The sequence below is a fragment of the Arthrobacter sp. MDT2-16 genome, from assembly GCF_054510925.1.
This window is the reverse complement of sequence record NZ_JBTNDP010000006.1, coordinates 187,971-205,226: the sequence shown is the minus strand read 5'-3', so window position 1 is coordinate 205,226 and position 17,256 is coordinate 187,971. Positions and strand designations below refer to the sequence as shown.

Sequence of the window (17,256 nt, the reverse complement as noted above, 5' to 3'; positions counted from 1 at the left end):
CACGGCTATCGCCGGACCAACACACCGACCCGACGAGCGGGCCGGAACGGACAGCGGGGATTGGTACTCGAGTCGTGGAGTGCGGCGATCGCCGGCCGCTGGTCGTTCACCGCTGCAGGTCGTCGCGTTCCTTCCGAGCAGCACGACCCAGGGGGAAGAGCACCGCGACCATGATCGGTGCGAGCACGAGTGCGGTGAACCAGAAGCCGAGCACCGGTCGAAGGATCTCCGTCCCGACCATCGCGCCCACGAACAGCAGAAGGGTCCACAGCGCCAAGCGCTTCATCTTCGGCGGCAGGTTCCGATACTCGTCCGGGTTGCTCATGCCTCACCGTAAACCGCACGACTGATCCGACTGTCGGGGACACCAGGCCTACGACAGAGAGTGCGTCGGCGAACGCCCGTAGGTCAGCGCCGAGCGGATGTCTCCCGCTGGCTCCGGCGGAGGAGCATCACTCGGATGACGGCGGCGACAGCGAGGGGTATCACGATCACGAAGGGAAGCACTGCCCAGTCGAAGGCGTCACCGATGAACAGGGCCATGAACGCGACGGCGCCGACCCAGGCAATGACGTGCCCGATGATGATCTGCTTCACGCCTGTCGCTCGCCACATGCCGGTGAGTCTACGCGCGCACCAAAGCGGCAGTCAGTGCGCAGGCGCTACGGGTCGCAGCCACGCATGAAGTCGCACACGAGTGTGCCCGGGTCGCTGATACTTCCCGTGGCCTGAAGGATTGCGACCGCGACGCCGGCTAGGACGGCGAGCACGAGACCGGCGATCATCCAGGTGCGCTGTCGTGACGTCACGGCCGCGCGAATCCGAAGAAGCCGTTGATCACGAGCAGGGCGCCCATCAGGAACAGCACCATCATCCGACGGCGAAGTCCAGTGAGCGGCTCGCCCCTAGCCCGCGGATTCCGTATCGACCACAGCGCGCCGGTGATGATCAGGGCGCACCCACCGAAGAACTGGACCGAGTAGACGATGTCGAAGCCGTCCATTAGTTGTCGCCTGGTTCGCCGTCACCCGGGGCATCAGCATCAGCTGCGAGGTCACCGCGCTTGATGTCGTCGGCGGCGCGAGCGTACGCGGCGGTGATGTACTCCTCGAGCTTCACGCGTTCGATGCGCCACTGGCCGCGGCCGCCGACTTGGATGGCGGGGAGTTCCCCGCGCCGGATGAGCGCACGAATGGTGGTCTCCGTCGTCGCCAACTCCTGCGCTGCCTGGCGCAGAGTGAGGAAGCGCAGCGTCTTGATGCTCGCCGGCTCGATGGGCCTCACGTGCCCAGGGGAGTCGATCATGGATCCATCCTGCCTGACGCCGGCTCGAGACAGCCAGGGGTGAGAGGCTGCGGCATGGCGAAGAAGCCCGACCCGTACCTGAATGGCAGATCCGCTCAGCTCTGCGTGCTGTTCGTCGAGTTGTACACCACCACCCCCCGCTCATTAGCTTGGCCGACGGTCGGAGGGCTGTCGCCGACGGGGTGCTCTTCATTGTGGGCACCCTGCTCGTGACAACATGGCTGGTGATCATCACGCTGGGTGTGCGACAGCGTGAGCGCGGGGCGATGAGGTGGCCCGGACCGGGGTAAGCAGTAAACCACGTCGCTTGACCAGTCAGACCTAAATACCTGGGCCGCGCAACCGAGGTGGGGCCCAGGTAGGCGTCGAGTCTCTGCACCGCTCGGTAGGGCGGCTTTTGGAATCTACACCTCCGTCCCTCTTCATCAGCTTTTCTTTCAGGCTGAGCCGGGTTCTCCGCGCTGGTGCTCTCGCAGGTCTGCCGTCCGAGCCTAAGATCAAAACGAGCCGGTTCAGTTGGCTTCGCAACACATTTCTTGGCCGTCATCGATTGGAGGGCCGGTGGACGAACTAACGGCATGGTCAAAGGACTTCGCTTATGACCTTGCGATTGGGTCAGGGACACCAACACTGCTGACCCTGGCCATCTCCGACAGTGAGGCCGCGACAGGAATGCTTATGGATGTAGCACGCGAGCTCATCCGGGACGCTGGATGGCCACTGGAGGAAGTGTCGGCTACATACTTGACGCTTGACACACCGGCTTTCCAGCACGTCATGTCGCGCCGTCCTGGATTTCTGATCGTTCGAGACGTAGACGTACCGTTCAACGACCTGATGACTAATATTTGTGCCGCGCACCAGCACCGAATTCGGCAGGACACACAGGCGGGTCTTCTCGTCATCGGCACCCCCGCAGGTATTACTGCACTACGGTCACAGCCAGCACTGGGATTCTTGTGCCGAGCTATGCCGCTGGAAGTAGGCTAATTCTGAGGCGACCCTCCTGCCCGCCTTGTGTGACCAAACCCAAATTCTGCCGGGTAGGAGGCGAACAGCGAGTGCGCGCTGTGGATACGGAGCGATTAGATCGGTCGATCTGGGTTCTCAGCGGAGTGCGTAGACATGGCTAATTTGGAGGCTGCTCAGAGGTGCGTAACGGGACGGCCGCATCGCTATAGGGTTAGCAGCAGACAGGACTCGGCTTGACTAACGACTCATTTGAGGGACGTCCTGAGCGGCCGCATGAGCGAATCGATTTGCTCCCGAGACTTATCACGCAAGGCTGGAAACGTACTGGCGCTGACCAACGGTTTTCTCAAAAAGTTGTCAACGTCGCCAGCGACCTCACAGGCTCGAAGGACGCGTACCCGCTCGAAGACAATGCCGTCATCAAAGCTCTGCGCAAACAGGCCGAGCAGGAACGTTATGCGCTCGCCAACGCTGATGCGGGACACTCCAGCTGTACTGCGAACCGCTACTGCCATGTGCGATAGCGAGAGACCGCGATCCGCTGGATGTGCCCTCACTTGTCCGCAAGTTGTGCCCCGCGGCCATTCGTGCCGCTGGAGTGCATCAGGGCCGAGAAATCCCGTATTCCTGTAAGGCGCATTGCTGCACGAGCAGTGAAGAGCTCCGATGATTGTGCCGCACACATCTGCATTTGCGGGAAGCAAATGCTTATTGGACTCGCCAGAGGCAAGCAGTGCGTCAGTCTGCACCGTTTCGCTGGCCGGCTAAGGAGGACGAGGGAGATCGAAATGGATTCAGCTAGCGACTATCTGGCCGAGCTGGAGAACGAAATGGTGGGAGCTAACTTGAGGGCTCATATCGCGCATGACGAGACGGTCGGAGATGTTCTCGATCTGCTGCATCTAATCGCTTGTCTGTCTGGGCGGCCGGTCGCGATGAAAGGCGCTATCGATCCGAGGTTGCGTCTGGTGCACCCGCACTCGTTGAATGAGGAATGTTCAGCACGAGAGGCTTTGCTTAACTATAAAGTTGATCGGGTGTTCATCGATAGCGCAGTGGAAGAATCATCGGCGGATGACGCGATTTGAGCCGTTCAGAATCACCGCGACGGCGAAGAGGTCTTCGACCGAGTCGTGCCTGAAATTCAACCCGACGACTGGTTGGTGTTCGGCGACGGGTGGACGGTGCATTCGAAGGACGCGGAGAGCTTTTCTGCGGACGATGGAATGAGCGCCGCGCCGCACGAGGCAGGATGTCCCGTATGAGACGAACCGCCCACATCGATGGGGACTACCGCTACTCCCTCGACCGGCATTGGGGTGAGGACGAGGCTTCGACCCGCATCCTCCACCTGCTGATGCTCAACCCGTCGACGGCCGATGGACTCGAGGACGACCCAACCATCCGCCGCTGCATCGGCTTCGCCCGAGGGTTGGGCTACGACGGACTCAAGGTGGTGAACCTCTTCGCGCTGCGCTCTACCGACCCCCGCGGTCTCCGCCCCCACGCAGATCCCATCGGGCCCCGGAACGACGAGATCCTGACCGCGTGCATGGAGTCCCTGAGCGGCAGCTACATGGTCGCAGCCTGGGGAGCCGAGCCTTTCGCCGTCGAAAGGGCCAGGACGGTCCACAAGATGGCGGCGGCTCGGAACGTCACGCTCAAGACCTGGAAGAAGACGAAGGACGGCCACCCGTGGCATCCGCTATACCTGCCCCGGGACGCGGCACTGATGGACTGGACCCCTGACCAGTGGGCAGCATCGGTGGTCGACCTCGGGTAGTGGTGAGACTTTCTCGGGGCGCCGCACACGTGGTGTCTTAGAGGAAGAAACGAAGCCGGTTGGAAGGCCGGCAGGGCTGAAGGTACTGCGCAAGCATGCGGGTTTCGATTCTCGGACAGCGCACTTTGGAACGGTAGATGTTGGGCAGGACGAAGGGCAGATCAACCAGCACAAGTTGGGGCCGCCGAACCCACCTGGCTATCACTGCGGTTGAACCTGACGGGTAGCTGCACTGGTCCTAGGTCACCAGTGCAGTGAGAGATAGGGAGACCCCTGATCCTGGGGAGCTGACCTGAAGGGCCGTCCGGATTCCGGGCGGTCCTTCTTGCTGTCAGGGACAAACCCTTGAAAGTTGCCATTATTGTCTGCCTACCGTCTTTGGAGGAGAACTATCCCCGAAGGAGCCTCGTGGAGACAGAGCATGCCGTCATCGATTTCATCAAGAGCTGGTGGTTCGCAGGGCTGGCCGGCGGGCTTGTGTTCCTCGCCGCCACAGTCGGCATCTTCGCGCACAACTTCGGAGGCTCCTGGGTGTCGGACGACTGGGTCGCCGCGAACTGCGACGAGCAGCCCGCTGAGAGGTCATGCCGGAACGAGGCCTATCGCTTGGCCGACCGGCAGCTGCGGGGCGTCGGGCTTGAGGGCACGGAGCGGGATCGTGCCAACCACGTCCTGGTGCTGGCCATCCTGGCTTCGGGCACACCGGACTCAGAACTAATGCCGAACTTACAGACTCTGGCGGGCCGCGCCGTCGCTTCGACCGGTGCTGAGCCAGACTGCGTCCGGACCACCACACTGGCGTTCTTCAAGATCCAGGACAGGATCGACGGTTACTCGGACGTTGCCAGTGAGGTTCTCACGGTGGGGCTGACTCCTGAGCGAACGCCGCTGACCATGGAGAAGACGGTCGAGGCATACCAGCTGTGGGCAGACGCGCAGAAGGATCTGGCAGTGGGCGTCGCCGATTATGGGAACGCAGAGACACTCGTCACGAAGCTGGAGGCATGTCCATCGTGAAGCTGCAGCGCACCGCGTCTCACGAACTCTGCCGTCCGGACATTCGAGCAGCCCTTCCTCGCGGGCAGTTCAGTGCTGGGTCCGCCACCATCCCAGGCCGCGGATCCATCCGCTTTGCTGAGACGTAGCGGCCTGGAGCGCCGCGGCGACCGGAACGCCGACCGCGGACCGCAATCTGTCCCCGCTCTCCCAGGTGTGTACCGCCGGCCTCGGCTTCTGTCCGAGGAAGAACATGCCTCGGTCTTCCGGGCTGACGTCCGGATACTCGATGTAGCAGCCGTTCTCCAGGGACAACCGCCAGCCGTCCACCTCGCCCTTCGATAGGTGCTCCAGGGTCAAGAATTTTCCGTAACTTATCCAGACCGATCCGAAAGCGTCGAGGAGGACGTCGACCGAATGGGGGCCATAATCGCCACCGGAATCCTCGGACCCAGACAGCGCCCAAACATCACGCCAGTAGGAACAACGCTGCATAGCTTCCCAGCCGAAGCCCCTCGCGCTTCCATCCAGTGTCATCTTGAACTTGGTTCGCTCTCCATCTTCGACGTACAGCGGGAGAGGGGTGATGTCGCGCTCCAGCAGCATGACGACAAGCTCTTTGGACCAGTCCGCCGAGAACGGGTCGTCCATGGCTCTTAGAGCTTCAGCGTCTGCAGCTGCCTGGACAGCCAGCTTTCTCCGAAGTGCGGCAGCGTCATCAAGTAGTCCCATTCGAGCACCGTATGTGAGGGACCGACTCCGGGCGATACCTTCGCTGACTATGACGGGAGCCGGGACGGCGGCTGTGCTTCCACCTTGCCGTCACTGACATCAGCGCAATCGCCACCCGTCTCACGAACTCTAGCTAAGGAGGATGCGCTGGATTCCGCGCCAGGACTGTCATTACGGGGTGGTAAGTGTCTCACTAACACCGTCTCACTGCGGGATCTCGAAAGTCCTTAAGGAGACATGAGGCACAAGGCGAGGTAGACAGAATGCTGCTGGGCTACGCGAGGATCAGTACGACCGACCAGAACGCGAGCATGCAGGTGGAGGCCCTGGTTGAGGCAGGTGTCGATCGGAAGCGCATCTTCGTCGACGAGATGTCCGGTGCGAAATCGGCACGCGAACGACCGGAGATGAAACGCCTGCTCGAGTACGCCCGGGAGGGTGACCGGATCCTGGTCTGGAGGATCGACCGCCTGGGGAGATCCCTCGTCGACGTCGTGAACACGGTCAATGACATCCTCGAGCGGGGCATCGAGCTGCAGTCGATCATGGATGGCGTAGACCCGAGCACGGCTCAGGGCCGACTCCAGCTCCACCTCTTCGCCACACTGGCCGAGTTCGAGCGGGAGCTCATCAACGAACGCGTCCGCGCCGGCGTCATGGCGGCCAAGGCCCGCGGCGTCCAGTTCGGCAAGCCGGCCCCGAAGCCCGAGTCCGTAGAGCGGAAGGTGAAGGTCGTCCGCCAGCTGCTCGCTGAGGACGCCACGATGAAGGATGCGGCCGAAGCCGTCGGCTGGAGCCGGGCCACCGCCTACCGCTACCTGAAGCAGTTCGGAGCCGATGTGGAGCCCAAGAAGGGTGAGGTCGTCCACGGGCGAGGCCGGTCCCAGTACGCGGCGAGGAAGAAGCTGCCAGCCCGGAAGTGACACGGTGCACCGTCCCACACCTGCGATACGGGTCCTGCACACGATGGCCCTGGCAGCGGATGGTCCGTGGAGCCAGGAAGGTCATGATTCACATGAAGAGAAGATACAAGCTCCGCATCGGTGGCACGACGGAGGTCGGCGCGGTCGTGTACGCGATGGAGGACCTTGAGGAGTGGCACGACACTCGCGAGGAGGCGAAGAGGGCTGCCGAGCGGTTCCTGAGCGGACGTCAGCGGTGGTTCGAGGAGGGGCTCGATCCCGAACGGCGGTGGAAGTCTCGCCGCACCGAAGGATACGGGGCGGAGATCCACGAGGTGGCTCCGCTGGAAGTAATCGTCAGTGTCGGCTCGATGTCCTGAACGTGAGCCACCGCCGAACACGCTCGGCGGTGGCACCACGCTCGAATCAGCCACCCGTCCGGGAGCACCGCGCCTGTGGAAGAATCTCGTCCAGTGACCGCTGGGGTCACCGCTACCGGGGGAACCATGACCGCATCGAACACATCTCTGGCAACCGCGCTGACGCTCCTGGCAGGACTGGTTCTGACCGGCTGCGGTGCGCCGGAGCCGACGTCCAGCATCAAGCCCGACGGCGGGCCGTACACGAACGTCGGCGAGCTTCGAGCCGCCTACATCGAGGCCGGCGGGGATTGCGAGGACTGGAGGGACCGAGGCCCCAACGGATACGGTGGCGGCACCATTGAATGCGACGGCAGTAGCATGATCGACGTCGTTTCTGACTCCGACAAGCTCGAGAAGTACCGCGACGACTTCACCGAAAAGAGCAATGTCCAGTCGATCGAGTCGACATGGACCTGGCTTCAGGGGGAGAACTGGATGGTGCGCTCCACTGAAGAGGAAGTGGCGGCGATGAAGGAGATTCTGGGTGGGGAGATCGTGTCCTTCAAGACCGGCCCGACCCACCGCTAGGCCGATTCCCCAGAGGCGACTTACCGGCGGCGGCCGGTGGCTACGGCGCGCATGAAGAAGTCCTTGCGGATCTCGTTCTGCCTGCCGACGGACTCGTTGAGCAGCCCGTCCAGGTGCAGTTGCGCCGGGCTGACCTCGAAGGGGATCGAGCCGGTCTCCGCGTTGTTGAGTTGGCCTTGAATGCTGCCGAGCTCGTTGGTGCGGATGGCGTTGGCGATGGCCTGGTTGACCATCATCAGCTCGGTCGCGAGTACACGTCCGTCTCCACCCTTCTTGGGCAGCAGCTTCTTCGAGGTCGACCATCTGCCGCTGCCCGATGCGCCGCTCAGAACGGTCACCACGGTGCAGCGCGAGACGCTGGCCTCCCTGTCGCTCTACATCAGCCACCACACGTGGGCTCAGCTCACGACGGAAGAGAAGGAGTGCCTTGCGGACGCGATCGACGCCGAGCCAGGCGAGGACCCTGACTTGCCGAAGGTTGAACGCTGGTGGCGCGACTAGGAGTGGCACACGAGCCATGGTCCGCCTGTGATGATGGGCTCATGGTCGACATCACCGCCGAATACCTGGCACAAGCTCTGGAAGACGCCGCCGCGTCCTTCGCACCCGGCGAGCTCGCCTACCTGGCACTGACCTCGAAGGTTGAACAGCCCCTGCGCGACCGACTTGCTTGGAGCCTCTTCACGAAGCTGCCCGACCTGGTCGTTACCCGCGAATGGAAGTACACCGACCTGGCGATTCTGGACCTGCACGGAGCGCCGCTGGCGCTGATTGAGGCCAAAGCGCTGTACACCTTCGACGTAGTCACTCCAGATCGCGCAGACGTCCGCAAGTACAAGCGTGAAGTCGAGAGCGACATTGCGAAAGCCTTCACGCTCCTCAAGGGGCGCCCGGCCTCCGTCTTCGCACTCGTCCTGGTCGCACACCCGATGGGCCTACCGTCGGCCGGCTTCGAGGACGCCCTCAAGTACCAGTCCAAAATCAAAGCCGCCCTCAAGAATCTCCCTGAGCAGGAAGTCCGGGTCGGGGCGAAAAAGAGCCTCTCCTCCGCGCTTGCGCCCGTAGGGCGAGCGGTGCACGGGTCGCTGGCCGGCGGAACGGCAATCGGCGTGCAGGTGGATGTCGACTACATGGTCATTGAGCCAGTGGCGCCGCCTGCTTGACCGCCGGGCAGAGGAGATAAATCGCCGGGTGGTGATTCCTGGCGACGGCCGCGGTTCAGACAGGTGTGGGAGTGCCCCAGCACCCTGGAGAGGTGAAGAACGAACAGAAAGCGCTGTCGTGGCGTTCAGAGTGGTCAGTCATGTTAGCCGTCGGCTTGCCGCACGTAGGGCAAGGCCAGTGGGGGCCGGAACAGGTCCGGCTGTTATGTCCGTCGAACCCACAGGATGTACATGCCATGCACGCATCCTAAACCAGCTTGTGCCGGGCGCCTCTGTCAGGCACCCGGATGCGCCCGGTAGTCATTTGATGCGTTTTGGGTTGCGGCCGATAAGCCGCACGATGCTCTTGAAGGGGTCTCCGGTCTTCTTCGTCCCGACGTAGTTGCCCTTTTTGTCGTACTTCTCCCAAAGCCCACTCTTCGTGTTCTGCTTCTGGTACCGATCCTTGATCAGCCCGACCCGCGTACCCCTGCCCGTGTTCTTCGCCACGACGACCCCCTTCTCCGCGCTGATCATATCGGCAGGGCGCCTCGTTGTTGCCGCACCTCAGTCGTAGCTGGACTACGAGCTCCTGAGGTCGAAGTCCAGGTCCAGGCATTCCGGGGTGGCGAGCTCACGCCACGTCGACGTGACCCGGGCGCTCGGTAGCGCTGCGGCGATCGGCATCCGGTCCACGACGATGAGCTGGGCGATGTCCAGGCCGGTCAGCGCGGCGATGTCCCGGATCGGCACCTGGAAGGTCCGGAACGGACCCAGCGGGGGAGCGCCCCCGTCATCGACAGCACCGGGGCGCGGCACGTCCGGCAGGTCACCCAGCTGTGGCGTCTGGTCCACGACGTAGCCCGTGGCCGCGAGGGAGCCCTCCTGCAGGAACACGGCGACCTTGAAGAACCGCAACGGGATCTCCACGCCCCGATACACGGGGTCGACGTCGCTGAAGACCGGACCGGTGAAGACGATCAGCCGCCGGCCGTTGTCGGCGGCGTTCTCCAGCAGATACGACTCCAGGCCCAGCCACAGCTCGAGGCCCTGGTTGAACTTCGCCGCCTGCGGGGCGGCATTCGTGTAGTGGAACGTGTCCTCGTTGGCGGTCTGGGCTTCTGCGCGCGTGTCGCCCCAGACGGCGGAGGCCCGGCGCACGAGGTGCCCGCGGTCGATGTCGTTGCGGGCGTAGACCCTCTCACCGGTCTGCTGGTCCTCCGGCAGCCGCGGATCCAGGCGCCAGTCGATGCCGGAGCGGTCCAGGTCCATGAGCTTCGCCCCGTCGATGCCGAGGGCTGTGATGGCCGCCAGACGCTTGTCGGGGCGCATCAGCACCGAGAAGTGAGTGTACGGGAGCAGCATCGTCTCGACGTCGTCCAGCGTCGGCACGGGCACCGGGAGGCCGAGGAACTGCTCGTCGAAGCCTTTGCGGTCAGAGAGGATGGCGGCCGTGGCTGTGTGCACGATCTGAGGCGTAGGCAGTGTGGCGTCCATCTGGCGAAGCTACCAGCGGTAGGTGACGGTCCGATGAAGACGCGATCACGGTATGGCCGCTGTTGGTCCGGCGCCACTTCGACCGAGGATCGCATTGATACCAGGGGGAAGCCAGGGTGCTTGGGTTGCTCCTGTAACAGAGCAGGGCCAGGGGTACATTGCATCTGACAGTGCAGTGCACCCCTGGCTGAATCGGGCCCGATGAGCCCTAGACGGCGGTCAGCGCCTTGCGGACTTTCAGCCCGAGCTCGGCGTCCTTGTCCTCGTAGGCGGCGATCTCCAGCGCGTCCTCCCAGGCGCCGTCATGGATCCACGTCAGGTGCGTCATGTGACGTGAGGCCATGACGCACAGGCGCCGCGGGGAAAGCTGATGCGGGGATGCCCGGCTGTAGCCCACGAACGGGTCCAGGGCGACGACGGCGTGCCATTGCGCTCCCTGCAGACTGTCGGCGGTGTCGACCGTTATTCCGTAGACGTGCAGCTCGTCGCTGAGGACCGCCAGGATCGTGCTCGTCTGCGCGTTGTGAGGGACGACCACGGCGCTTTCCTCCGCTTCCAGAGGGCGGGCGACGGGGTTGCCGTCAGGGTCGAACTCCACTAGCTCGGTACCGATCAGGCTTGCCGCGTACCGGGCCACGGTGACCATCGTGTTGATGGCCGCGTAGGTCGCGGGGGCCGGGATCCGCATGGGGACGATCTCCGAGACGCGGTTGCCGTGCTCGTCGGTCAGGTACCTGTCAGGGCGTGAGGATGCGAAGGGCCAACCACCGCGTCGACGTCGTCGTGCAGTCCGACGAGTCCGACGCCGTGAAGGCGCTCATCCCCGAGGTTGATGGCAGCACCGAGGAGAAGCCGGCGGAGGAGGCTGCAGAGGCTACCGCGGCCGAGGGCCACTAGGACCCGACGGTCAGCGCGGCTCCAGCTCCTGCAGCAGGGAATTCAGCCTGATCGAGCGATCCGGGCAATCATAGGCTGCCGTAAGGCGCAACAGGTCCGGGGTGATCCCCGACTGGTTGAGAATCAGCGTGATGTCGCGGGTCCAGGTGACCGGTGGCGGAGAGTCCATATCCCGTTCGCAGACCTGCCTGGCTAGGAACGCACGGAAGCTGCCATCCGGATCCGGCTGGGAGCGCACTGCGGCGAGATCAGCTGCGTAGTCGCCCGAAATGGGGAAGGTCGTCGGGTCCGGCACGGGCGCGGTGGTCTCGACCGGTGCTGCCGTTTCCACGGCGGCCGCAGGCGACGCCTGCTCGCTGCCGGGAGAGTCGGCCCCACTGGCCGGCGTGCTGCACCCGGTGAGAAGCATCAGGGCGATGGCGGACAGGGCATAGACAGGCGTACTTCTCACAATTCCCCTAATAGGGTTGCTCGGCTGCAGGTCAAGCCTTCGGGGGTCCCTGCGGCCGGCAGTCAGCTCATCGTACCGAGCGCGGGGAGGGTTCCCCTGGACGCCGCACACATGAGGTCCATGGTCTCTGCCCCTTACTCTTTCGCGCAGGTCGTCAACTAGATGACCGGGCCCTCAACATCCCCCGCTACTGATGCCGCTTCCACATGGGTTCACTCAACCAGGATTTCTCAGGGATTTCCGCCTGTAATTACACACGTGCAATCACATTCCAGCGCCCTTGCTGCGATAGACCGTTCAACCCGGAGTTCAACGCGGGCAGCTGCCTAGATCCGCCATTCTGGCACTAGTCGCTCTGAGTCCCAGACCTTCGCGCCGGTCACGATACGACGGGGCATCACCGTGATTTTTACGAAGACTTGGTCGAGCAGAGCTCGTTTGATCGACGTCTCCATTGAAGGCCAAGCCGCGGCAAGCTCAGACCCGGTCGCGCGTTGCCGGGTGGGTTTCGCTCAGGGTGACGGCAGGGCCTGAAGTTGCTCTTTGACCGCTCTCGAAGCCACCAGCCACTCGTCTTCGTCTATGTGGCCGAGTCCGTACATCGTTGCCAGGGCGTTTTTCCGTTCTTCTAGGCGCTTACTCTCGGAGACGTACAGTGCACGCTCTGCCTCACCAGGATCGTTCTCCTCTTCACCGACGCGATCGAATGCGGCGAACAAGGCAGCAGAAATAAACTCCTCTGTCGACAGCAAGTTGATCGAGATTTTGCCGCAGCTTCGGCTTCCTTCATTTTTCGCACACCTGTAATTGGGGACACGTGTCTTGCCAGCTAGACCTCGCTGCATTGGTGCCCCGCAGTTGCCACAAATGAGCAGACCGGTAAGAAGATGCTTCCGTGGGCCCCCAACAGCTCGGCCTTCGGCTCGGCCCTTAGCAAGCTTCTTGCGCAGCAGGATTGAAGTCTCGTCGTCGACGATAGCGTCCCACGCACCTCGCTTGGTTATGACCCCGCGATGCTCGCGGTGACCTGCAATGCGCGCGGAGCGAGCGATTCCCACGATGGTCGGTGCTCTCCAGCCGGCGCCTTTTAGTGTGGGTATCTTGCGTCCGTTGAGGGAGCTGGCAATCGCATTGAGCCCTTCGCCTGCTAGTACTCTCTGCGCGATCTCTCTGATCACTTCAGCTTCCTCGGGAACTATGGAAGCGTCCTTCCTGTAGCCGTATACGCGCTGCCCGGGCCACTGTCCCTCTTCTGCATTTGCTCTGGCCTTGCGCAGCAGGCGTTCCGAAGTTTTCTCTCGTTCGGCCGCACCGAAGGCTCCAAGAATTGTTGCAAACATGCGTCCATCCGCAGAGGCAAGGTCAACCTTCCCAGCGACGACTGACTCGATGGCTGTGTCCGTCTCTTGCGAGAGCTCGATGTACTCAATGAGCTCCCGCATATTGCGAGTTAGGCGGTCCAGCGCGTAGACGAGAACGACATCCACCGCCCGATCTGACATGAGTTCACGGAGCTTCAGGTAGGAGGGCCGCTTCGCCAAACCAGAGGCCGAAATGTCGTTGTCCTCAAGCTCCTCTACAATCTCGTATCCATTTCTGTTCGCGTAGTCGCGGCAGTCAGCGAGTTGGCGGGCCACACCCAGGCCCAGACCCTCTAGATCCTTGGAGATGCGCGTGTAGATGACGGCCCGTTTCTGCATGGACCAACCATAGAGAGAAGATCAAGGTCAGAGGCACCTCTGGGCGGCGCGGCGTGCACGTCTTTGAGAAAGCGCCGCCGACGCCGTCACGAAGATCTGCACGCTGCCCCTCCTGGCGGGTGAGAACATCTCGAGCAGCTTCGTGGTGCCGACCGTCGCGTCCTGTGTAGACCTCGTGGTCCACTGCGCACGACTTCCGGGAGGCCGGCGCATGGTCACGGAGATCATGGCGCTGGGGCGGCGCGTGGAAAACGGCGTCATCGAGTCCTCCCACGTGTTCCGGCGAATCGATGGAACCCTGGAGGTGACTGCCAGCGGTATGCCTGCGGAGGAGAAGTTCGCGGCCGCCGGCGTCGATGTCGCGTCCCTGCTCGGAGCCCGCGCGTGAGCACCGCGCTCGGAGTCGCCCTCGGTGCGGGCCTTCTCCTCGTCTGGGGGTCCTGTTGGGAGCGCCCGGCGCTGCGGCGCAGGGTGCCGGCACGACGACCGCTGTTCGAGGACCTTCTCCTGCGCGCCGGGGTGGAGCGCGTCTCGGCGAACGGTCTGCTCGCCTCGTGCGGGGCCGTGGGAGTCGTCGTCCTGCTCATCGGTTTCGTGCTGACGGGATCCGCGCCGATCGCGCTGTGCTTCGCCCTCTTCGGCGGGTTCCTGCCCTTCTCGGTCGTCCGGTGGCGTGCCGCCAGACGTACTGCCTCGCTTCGCGAACTGTGGCCCGACGTCGTCGATCACCTCCGGTCCGCCATCCGCGCCGGGCTCTCCCTGCCGGAAGCGCTCATCCAGCTCGGGGAGAAGGGGCCGGTGGAGCTGCGCAGTGCCTTCCGCGCCTTCGGTGTGGACTACCGGGCGGGAGGGCGCTTCGATGATGCTCTCAACCAGCTCAAGGAGCGACTGGCGGATCCGGTCGCCGATCGCATCGTCGAAGCACTGCGGATGACACGCGAGGTAGGTGGGTCGGATCTGGGCAAGCTCCTCGGGACGCTGTCCGAATTCCTGCGGGACGCGGCCCGGACCCGCAGTGAACTCGAAGCCAGGCAGTCGTGGACGATCAACGCGGCCCGGCTGGCCGTGGCCGCACCCTGGATCGTGCTGCTCCTCCTGGCGACCCGCCCGGAGGCCGTGCGCGCCTACGACTCCCCGGGAGGTGCTGTCGTCCTGCTCGGTGGGCTCCTGATCTCCGTGGTCTGCTATCGGGTCATGCTGCGCATCGGTGCGCTGCCCGAGGACGCGAGGGTCCTCCGATGACTCCAGCCACGGCCCTGGCAGCACTGTCCGGCCTCTTTCTGGGAGTGGAACTGTGGCTGGTGTTCATCCGGCTGCCGGTGATGCGGCCAGTGACCCTCACTCAGCGCATCGCACCCCAACTGCGCGCCGTGGACGTTCAGTCCCGGCTGCTCGCGGACGCCCCTGCCAACGTCACGCCGTTCGGCCCCCTCGAACGCATCCTGCGACCTCTCCTCATGGACGCGGTGCGATGGTCGCACCGCTTCAACCCGGCCGCCGCCTCGCTCGCGCGCAGGCTCGCGCAGGCGGGTCGCGGCCAGTCCACCACGGACTTCAGGGCCCAGCAGCTGCTCTGGGCCGCGGGAGGGCTCGCCGGGTCCACGCTGGTCATGGTGCCGCTGGCCGCGTCCGGTTCGGTCAACGTGGCCCTGGCCGTCGTCATCATCCTCGGATGCGCCGTCATGGGCTTCGTCGCTCGCGACTATGTCCTCTCTGCCGACATCCGTCGTCGGGAGGCCCGCATGCTGGCCGAGTTCCCGAGTCTCGCCGAGTTGATCGCGCTCGCGGTGTCCGCCGGTGAGAGTACGACGGGTGCCCTCGAACGCATCTGCCGGACCGCGACCGGAGAGCTGGCGGGGGAGTTCGCCCTCGTCCTTGCCGCCACCCGGGCCGGTAAGCCTCTCGTGGAGGCCCTGCAGGAGTTCTCGAACCGGACACGCCTGGCCCCGCTGGCGCGGTTCGTGGACGGCATCACGGTTGCCGTTCAACGGGGGACCCCGTTGGCGGACGTCCTGCGCGCCCAGGCGCAAGACGTCCGCGACCTGGCAAAGCGGGAGCTGATGGAATCCGCGGGCAAGAAGGAGATCGCGATGATGGTGCCGTTGGTCTTCGGCGTCCTTCCCCTGACCGTCCTGTTCGCCGTCTATCCCGGCATCGCCCTGATCAACCTCGGCTTTTGACCACGCACCTTATATAAGGGGGAAACTCATGAGAATCATGGCCTACCTGCACCGCATCATCCTGTTTCTCCTCGCGACGACCACTGAGCGGAGAGGAGCCCCGGACGACCCCGAACGGGGAGACGTGCCCGGGTGGGTCATGATCACCCTCATGTCGGCGGTCCTCGTCGCCGCGCTGCTCGCGATCGCGGGCCCGGCCCTCGAGGGCCTGTTCAATCAGGCGATCGACCAGGTCTCGCCCTAGGCGATGCAGTGCGCAGGAATGCTGGCGCGGGACGGGCACTATCGCGACCGGGAGGAAGGCGCCGCCGTCGTCGACTTCGCGCTGATCGGCGGCCTCCTGACCGTCATCTTCATCGCGATCATCCAGCTGACGCTCGTCCTCCATGTGCGCAATACCCTGATCGACGCCGCCTCCTCGGGAGCCCGGTACGGCACGCTCGCGGACCGCGGTCCACAGGACGCGGTGCTGCGCGCCGAGGAACTGATCCGGGGTTCCCTCGCCGATTCCTACGGTTCCGATATCTCCGTCCGCGAGAGCACGGTCGGAGGTGTCCGGTCGCTCGAGGTAATCGTCAGTGCACCGCTACCCGTCATCGGCCTCATCGGCCCCGCGGGCGTCATGGAGGTGCGCGGCCATGCCGCCCTCCGGTCGTGACGGGCGGGACCCGCAGGCCCGCGACTGTTCTGGCGGGGATGACGCGGGGCGAGGCCCACGCACCGGGCGATGGTGGTCGCCGTGTGGCGCGGCGTGGGCAGCGAGCGCGGCAGCGCCGTCGTCGAGTTCGTCTTCCTGGGAGTCCTGCTCCTGGTGCCCGTCGTCTACTTGGTGCTGACCGTCGGGCAGGTACAGGCCGGCTCCTTCGCCGTGGTCGGTGCGGCCGATCAGGCCGTAAAGGTCTACGTGGACGCATCGACCCGGCAGGAGGCGGACGCAAGGGCCCGGCAGGCCGTGCGCCTCGCGCTCGCGGATTTCGGATTCACCGAGGAGCAGGCAGCCGTGGAGATCATGTGCAGCGCGGAGTGCCTGGCACCAGGCTCGCGGGTGACCGTGGTCGTACGCCTCGAGGTGCCCCTTCCTCTGATTCCCGCCGTCGCAGGTTCCTACCCGTCAGCGGCAACCGTCGATGCCGAATCCGCCCAGATCGTCGAACGGTTCGGCTGATGCAGATGACGAACGCTCCTGGACCGACGCACGGGCGGTCCGGGCAGCGAGGACCGAACCCGGTACAGGACACGGAACCCTCGAGCGGGACGCGGGCCGGACGCCGGGAGGAGGGACAGGTCGGCGTCCTCGTCATCGGGTACCTGCTGATCTCCCTGCTCGTCGTCACCGTCGTGCTGGCTGTATCCGCCGTCTACATCGAGCACAAGAAGCTGCTGTCGGCGGCCGACGGCGCCGCGCTCGCAGCTGCCGACAGCTACAGCATCGATGTCGGGACCGGCGTGCAGGGCGCGGCGAACCCCCTTCCAATGCTGCAGGACTCGGGCGTCGAGGACGCCGCTGCCGGCTACCTCGCCGCGGTCGGCGCCGAGGGCCGGTTCCAGCAGCTCTCCATCGATCCGGCCACCGGTGCACCCGACGGACGGACGGCCCGGGTGGTCCTCGCCGCCGTCGTGCGCCCGCCGATCGTCAATTTCCTGGTGCCAAGCGGGATACCCATTGTTGCGCAAGGAAATGCGCGTTCGCAGTTGGCGCGGTAGCCTAGCGCTCTGTTCTTACTCGTAGATTTCGCCCGCATCCCCTGA

The 17,256-nt window shown here is 64.3% G+C and carries 28 protein-coding genes and 1 pseudogene; 17 read left to right on the top strand and 12 right to left on the bottom strand.

Features of this window, described 5'->3' with window-relative positions:
* Positions 1-106: 106 nt before the first annotated feature.
* From ACX80N_RS12415 to ACX80N_RS12395, 5 genes are all read right to left on the bottom strand, one after another.
* Positions 107-325, bottom strand: a complete 219-nt coding sequence (locus ACX80N_RS12415) for a hypothetical protein (RefSeq protein ID WP_459339630.1) — start codon at positions 323-325, stop codon at positions 107-109.
* Between the two features lie 83 nt (positions 326-408).
* The gene (locus tag ACX80N_RS12410) at positions 409-615 is read right to left on the bottom strand and encodes a hypothetical protein (protein WP_459339629.1); all 207 of its coding nucleotides are present in this window, start codon (positions 613-615) and stop codon (positions 409-411) included.
* 47 nt (positions 616-662) lie between these two features.
* Positions 663-809, bottom strand: coding sequence for a hypothetical protein (locus ACX80N_RS12405; protein ID WP_459339628.1), 147 nt, complete (start codon positions 807-809; stop codon positions 663-665).
* Positions 806-1,003 carry a hypothetical protein gene (locus tag ACX80N_RS12400; protein ID WP_459339627.1) on the bottom strand — a complete coding sequence of 66 codons (198 nt, stop codon included), beginning with the start codon at positions 1,001-1,003 and terminating at the stop codon, positions 806-808. Before ACX80N_RS12400 ends, ACX80N_RS12405 begins: the two co-directional genes overlap by 4 nt.
* Positions 1,003-1,305, bottom strand: a complete 303-nt coding sequence (locus ACX80N_RS12395; RefSeq protein WP_459339626.1) for a helix-turn-helix domain-containing protein — start codon at positions 1,303-1,305, stop codon at positions 1,003-1,005. Before ACX80N_RS12395 ends, ACX80N_RS12400 begins: the two co-directional genes overlap by 1 nt.
* Positions 1,306-2,510: 1,205 nt before the next feature.
* On the opposite strand from ACX80N_RS12395, the gene ACX80N_RS12390 reads away from it, so the two are divergent.
* The 4 genes from ACX80N_RS12390 (at position 2,511) to ACX80N_RS12375 (ending at position 5,077) form a co-directional block, all read left to right on the top strand.
* The gene (locus ACX80N_RS12390; RefSeq protein WP_459339625.1) at positions 2,511-2,801 is read left to right on the top strand and encodes a hypothetical protein; all 291 of its coding nucleotides are present in this window, start codon (positions 2,511-2,513) and stop codon (positions 2,799-2,801) included.
* 264 nt (positions 2,802-3,065) lie between these two features.
* Complete coding sequence (locus tag ACX80N_RS12385) at positions 3,066-3,365, top strand: hypothetical protein (protein ID WP_459339624.1); 300 nt, start codon at positions 3,066-3,068, stop codon at positions 3,363-3,365.
* Positions 3,366-3,538: 173 nt separating this feature from the next.
* A complete protein-coding gene (locus tag ACX80N_RS12380) occupies positions 3,539-4,060 on the top strand; it encodes a DUF1643 domain-containing protein (RefSeq protein WP_459339623.1) in 522 nt (173 codons plus the stop codon).
* A gap of 408 nt (positions 4,061-4,468) precedes the next feature.
* Entirely contained in the window at positions 4,469-5,077 is a 609-nt protein-coding gene (locus ACX80N_RS12375) for a hypothetical protein (RefSeq protein ID WP_459339622.1), read from the top strand.
* A gap of 69 nt (positions 5,078-5,146) precedes the next feature.
* Here the strand turns inward: ACX80N_RS12375 and ACX80N_RS12370 are convergent, their stop codons facing one another.
* Complete coding sequence (locus tag ACX80N_RS12370) at positions 5,147-5,707, bottom strand: hypothetical protein (RefSeq protein WP_459339621.1); 561 nt, start codon at positions 5,705-5,707, stop codon at positions 5,147-5,149.
* Positions 5,708-6,051: 344 nt separating this feature from the next.
* Here ACX80N_RS12370 and ACX80N_RS12365 point away from each other — a divergent pair, with 344 nt between their 5' ends.
* The 3 genes from ACX80N_RS12365 (at position 6,052) to ACX80N_RS12355 (ending at position 7,640) form a co-directional block, all read left to right on the top strand.
* A complete protein-coding gene (locus ACX80N_RS12365) occupies positions 6,052-6,711 on the top strand; it encodes a recombinase family protein (protein ID WP_459339620.1) in 660 nt (219 codons plus the stop codon).
* Positions 6,712-6,794: 83 nt separating this feature from the next.
* The gene (locus ACX80N_RS12360; RefSeq protein WP_459339619.1) at positions 6,795-7,070 is read left to right on the top strand and encodes a hypothetical protein; all 276 of its coding nucleotides are present in this window, start codon (positions 6,795-6,797) and stop codon (positions 7,068-7,070) included.
* A gap of 126 nt (positions 7,071-7,196) precedes the next feature.
* A complete protein-coding gene (locus ACX80N_RS12355; RefSeq protein ID WP_459339618.1) occupies positions 7,197-7,640 on the top strand; it encodes a hypothetical protein in 444 nt (147 codons plus the stop codon).
* A gap of 20 nt (positions 7,641-7,660) precedes the next feature.
* Here ACX80N_RS12355 and ACX80N_RS12350 read toward each other — a convergent pair whose 3' ends face one another.
* On the bottom strand, positions 7,661-7,876 hold the full coding sequence (locus tag ACX80N_RS12350; RefSeq protein ID WP_459339617.1) for a hypothetical protein: 216 nt from the start codon (positions 7,874-7,876) through the stop codon (positions 7,661-7,663).
* Between the two features lie 37 nt (positions 7,877-7,913).
* Between ACX80N_RS12350 and ACX80N_RS12345 the strand changes: the two genes are divergently transcribed.
* Complete coding sequence (locus ACX80N_RS12345; protein WP_459339616.1) at positions 7,914-8,141, top strand: hypothetical protein; 228 nt, start codon at positions 7,914-7,916, stop codon at positions 8,139-8,141.
* A gap of 41 nt (positions 8,142-8,182) precedes the next feature.
* Positions 8,183-8,803, top strand: a complete 621-nt coding sequence (locus tag ACX80N_RS12340) for a hypothetical protein (protein ID WP_459339615.1) — start codon at positions 8,183-8,185, stop codon at positions 8,801-8,803.
* A 300-nt stretch (positions 8,804-9,103) separates the two neighbouring features.
* On the opposite strand, the gene ACX80N_RS12335 is transcribed toward ACX80N_RS12340, so the two are convergent.
* From ACX80N_RS12335 to ACX80N_RS12325, 3 genes are all read right to left on the bottom strand, one after another.
* Positions 9,104-9,319, bottom strand: a complete 216-nt coding sequence (locus ACX80N_RS12335) for a hypothetical protein (RefSeq protein ID WP_459339614.1) — start codon at positions 9,317-9,319, stop codon at positions 9,104-9,106.
* A gap of 45 nt (positions 9,320-9,364) precedes the next feature.
* The gene (locus tag ACX80N_RS12330; RefSeq protein WP_459339613.1) at positions 9,365-10,279 is read right to left on the bottom strand and encodes a DNA/RNA non-specific endonuclease; all 915 of its coding nucleotides are present in this window, start codon (positions 10,277-10,279) and stop codon (positions 9,365-9,367) included.
* Between the two features lie 208 nt (positions 10,280-10,487).
* Complete coding sequence (locus ACX80N_RS12325) at positions 10,488-10,967, bottom strand: hypothetical protein (protein WP_459339612.1); 480 nt, start codon at positions 10,965-10,967, stop codon at positions 10,488-10,490.
* A 62-nt stretch (positions 10,968-11,029) separates the two neighbouring features.
* Here ACX80N_RS12325 and ACX80N_RS12320 point away from each other — a divergent pair, with 62 nt between their 5' ends.
* Positions 11,030-11,176: a hypothetical protein gene (locus tag ACX80N_RS12320; RefSeq protein WP_459339611.1), complete on the top strand. Its 147-nt coding sequence runs from the start codon at positions 11,030-11,032 to the stop codon at positions 11,174-11,176.
* A 10-nt stretch (positions 11,177-11,186) separates the two neighbouring features.
* Here the strand turns inward: ACX80N_RS12320 and ACX80N_RS12315 are convergent, their stop codons facing one another.
* Together ACX80N_RS12315 and ACX80N_RS12310 are read right to left on the bottom strand one after the other, a co-directional pair.
* Entirely contained in the window at positions 11,187-11,627 is a 441-nt protein-coding gene (locus ACX80N_RS12315) for a hypothetical protein (protein WP_459339610.1), read from the bottom strand.
* 512 nt (positions 11,628-12,139) lie between these two features.
* Complete coding sequence (locus tag ACX80N_RS12310) at positions 12,140-13,327, bottom strand: recombinase family protein (RefSeq protein WP_459339609.1); 1,188 nt, start codon at positions 13,325-13,327, stop codon at positions 12,140-12,142.
* Between the two features lie 70 nt (positions 13,328-13,397).
* On the opposite strand from ACX80N_RS12310, the pseudogene ACX80N_RS12305 reads away from it, so the two are divergent.
* From ACX80N_RS12305 to ACX80N_RS12275, 7 genes and pseudogenes are all read left to right on the top strand, one after another.
* Positions 13,398-13,715 (top strand): annotated as a pseudogene (locus tag ACX80N_RS12305) (CpaF family protein); the annotation flags it as partial.
* On the top strand, positions 13,712-14,569 hold the full coding sequence (locus ACX80N_RS12300) for a type II secretion system F family protein (protein ID WP_459339608.1): 858 nt from the start codon (positions 13,712-13,714) through the stop codon (positions 14,567-14,569). The pseudogene ACX80N_RS12305 and the gene ACX80N_RS12300, both read left to right, overlap by 4 nt.
* A complete protein-coding gene (locus ACX80N_RS12295; protein WP_459339607.1) occupies positions 14,566-15,507 on the top strand; it encodes a type II secretion system F family protein in 942 nt (313 codons plus the stop codon). Before ACX80N_RS12300 ends, ACX80N_RS12295 begins: the two co-directional genes overlap by 4 nt.
* Before the next feature lie 37 nt (positions 15,508-15,544).
* Entirely contained in the window at positions 15,545-15,751 is a 207-nt protein-coding gene (locus tag ACX80N_RS12290) for a hypothetical protein (RefSeq protein ID WP_240614922.1), read from the top strand.
* Between the two features lie 18 nt (positions 15,752-15,769).
* Positions 15,770-16,165 carry a TadE family protein gene (locus ACX80N_RS12285; RefSeq protein WP_459339606.1) on the top strand — a complete coding sequence of 132 codons (396 nt, stop codon included), beginning with the start codon at positions 15,770-15,772 and terminating at the stop codon, positions 16,163-16,165.
* Between the two features lie 69 nt (positions 16,166-16,234).
* Complete coding sequence (locus ACX80N_RS12280; RefSeq protein WP_459339605.1) at positions 16,235-16,672, top strand: hypothetical protein; 438 nt, start codon at positions 16,235-16,237, stop codon at positions 16,670-16,672.
* 5 nt (positions 16,673-16,677) lie between these two features.
* A complete protein-coding gene (locus ACX80N_RS12275) occupies positions 16,678-17,211 on the top strand; it encodes a pilus assembly protein TadG-related protein (RefSeq protein ID WP_459339604.1) in 534 nt (177 codons plus the stop codon).
* The last annotated feature ends 45 nt before the right edge of the window (positions 17,212-17,256 follow it).

Coding starts and splice junctions, on each gene's coding strand:
- ACX80N_RS12410 (WP_459339629.1), bottom strand. CDS start 615: ATGTGGCGAGCGACAGGCGTGAAGCAGATCATCATCGGGCACGTCATT.
- ACX80N_RS12400 (WP_459339627.1), bottom strand. CDS start 1,003: ATGGACGGCTTCGACATCGTCTACTCGGTCCAGTTCTTCGGTGGGTGC.
- ACX80N_RS12385 (WP_459339624.1), top strand. CDS start 3,066: ATGGATTCAGCTAGCGACTATCTGGCCGAGCTGGAGAACGAAATGGTG.
- ACX80N_RS12320 (WP_459339611.1), top strand. CDS start 11,030: ATGCGAAGGGCCAACCACCGCGTCGACGTCGTCGTGCAGTCCGACGAG.
- ACX80N_RS12370 (WP_459339621.1), bottom strand. CDS start 5,707: ATGGACGACCCGTTCTCGGCGGACTGGTCCAAAGAGCTTGTCGTCATG.
- ACX80N_RS12325 (WP_459339612.1), bottom strand. CDS start 10,967: ATGCGGATCCCGGCCCCCGCGACCTACGCGGCCATCAACACGATGGTC.
- ACX80N_RS12335 (WP_459339614.1), bottom strand. CDS start 9,319: ATGATCAGCGCGGAGAAGGGGGTCGTCGTGGCGAAGAACACGGGCAGG.
- ACX80N_RS12275 (WP_459339604.1), top strand. CDS start 16,678: ATGACGAACGCTCCTGGACCGACGCACGGGCGGTCCGGGCAGCGAGGA.
- ACX80N_RS12310 (WP_459339609.1), bottom strand. CDS start 13,327: ATGCAGAAACGGGCCGTCATCTACACGCGCATCTCCAAGGATCTAGAG.
- ACX80N_RS12290 (WP_240614922.1), top strand. CDS start 15,545: ATGGCCTACCTGCACCGCATCATCCTGTTTCTCCTCGCGACGACCACT.
- ACX80N_RS12280 (WP_459339605.1), top strand. CDS start 16,235: ATGGTGGTCGCCGTGTGGCGCGGCGTGGGCAGCGAGCGCGGCAGCGCC.
- ACX80N_RS12355 (WP_459339618.1), top strand. CDS start 7,197: ATGACCGCATCGAACACATCTCTGGCAACCGCGCTGACGCTCCTGGCA.
- ACX80N_RS12295 (WP_459339607.1), top strand. CDS start 14,566: ATGACTCCAGCCACGGCCCTGGCAGCACTGTCCGGCCTCTTTCTGGGA.
- ACX80N_RS12415 (WP_459339630.1), bottom strand. CDS start 325: ATGAGCAACCCGGACGAGTATCGGAACCTGCCGCCGAAGATGAAGCGC.
- ACX80N_RS12350 (WP_459339617.1), bottom strand. CDS start 7,876: ATGATGGTCAACCAGGCCATCGCCAACGCCATCCGCACCAACGAGCTC.
- ACX80N_RS12360 (WP_459339619.1), top strand. CDS start 6,795: ATGATTCACATGAAGAGAAGATACAAGCTCCGCATCGGTGGCACGACG.
- ACX80N_RS12380 (WP_459339623.1), top strand. CDS start 3,539: ATGAGACGAACCGCCCACATCGATGGGGACTACCGCTACTCCCTCGAC.
- ACX80N_RS12330 (WP_459339613.1), bottom strand. CDS start 10,279: ATGGACGCCACACTGCCTACGCCTCAGATCGTGCACACAGCCACGGCC.
- ACX80N_RS12285 (WP_459339606.1), top strand. CDS start 15,770: ATGCTGGCGCGGGACGGGCACTATCGCGACCGGGAGGAAGGCGCCGCC.
- ACX80N_RS12365 (WP_459339620.1), top strand. CDS start 6,052: ATGCTGCTGGGCTACGCGAGGATCAGTACGACCGACCAGAACGCGAGC.
- ACX80N_RS12340 (WP_459339615.1), top strand. CDS start 8,183: ATGGTCGACATCACCGCCGAATACCTGGCACAAGCTCTGGAAGACGCC.
- ACX80N_RS12395 (WP_459339626.1), bottom strand. CDS start 1,305: ATGATCGACTCCCCTGGGCACGTGAGGCCCATCGAGCCGGCGAGCATC.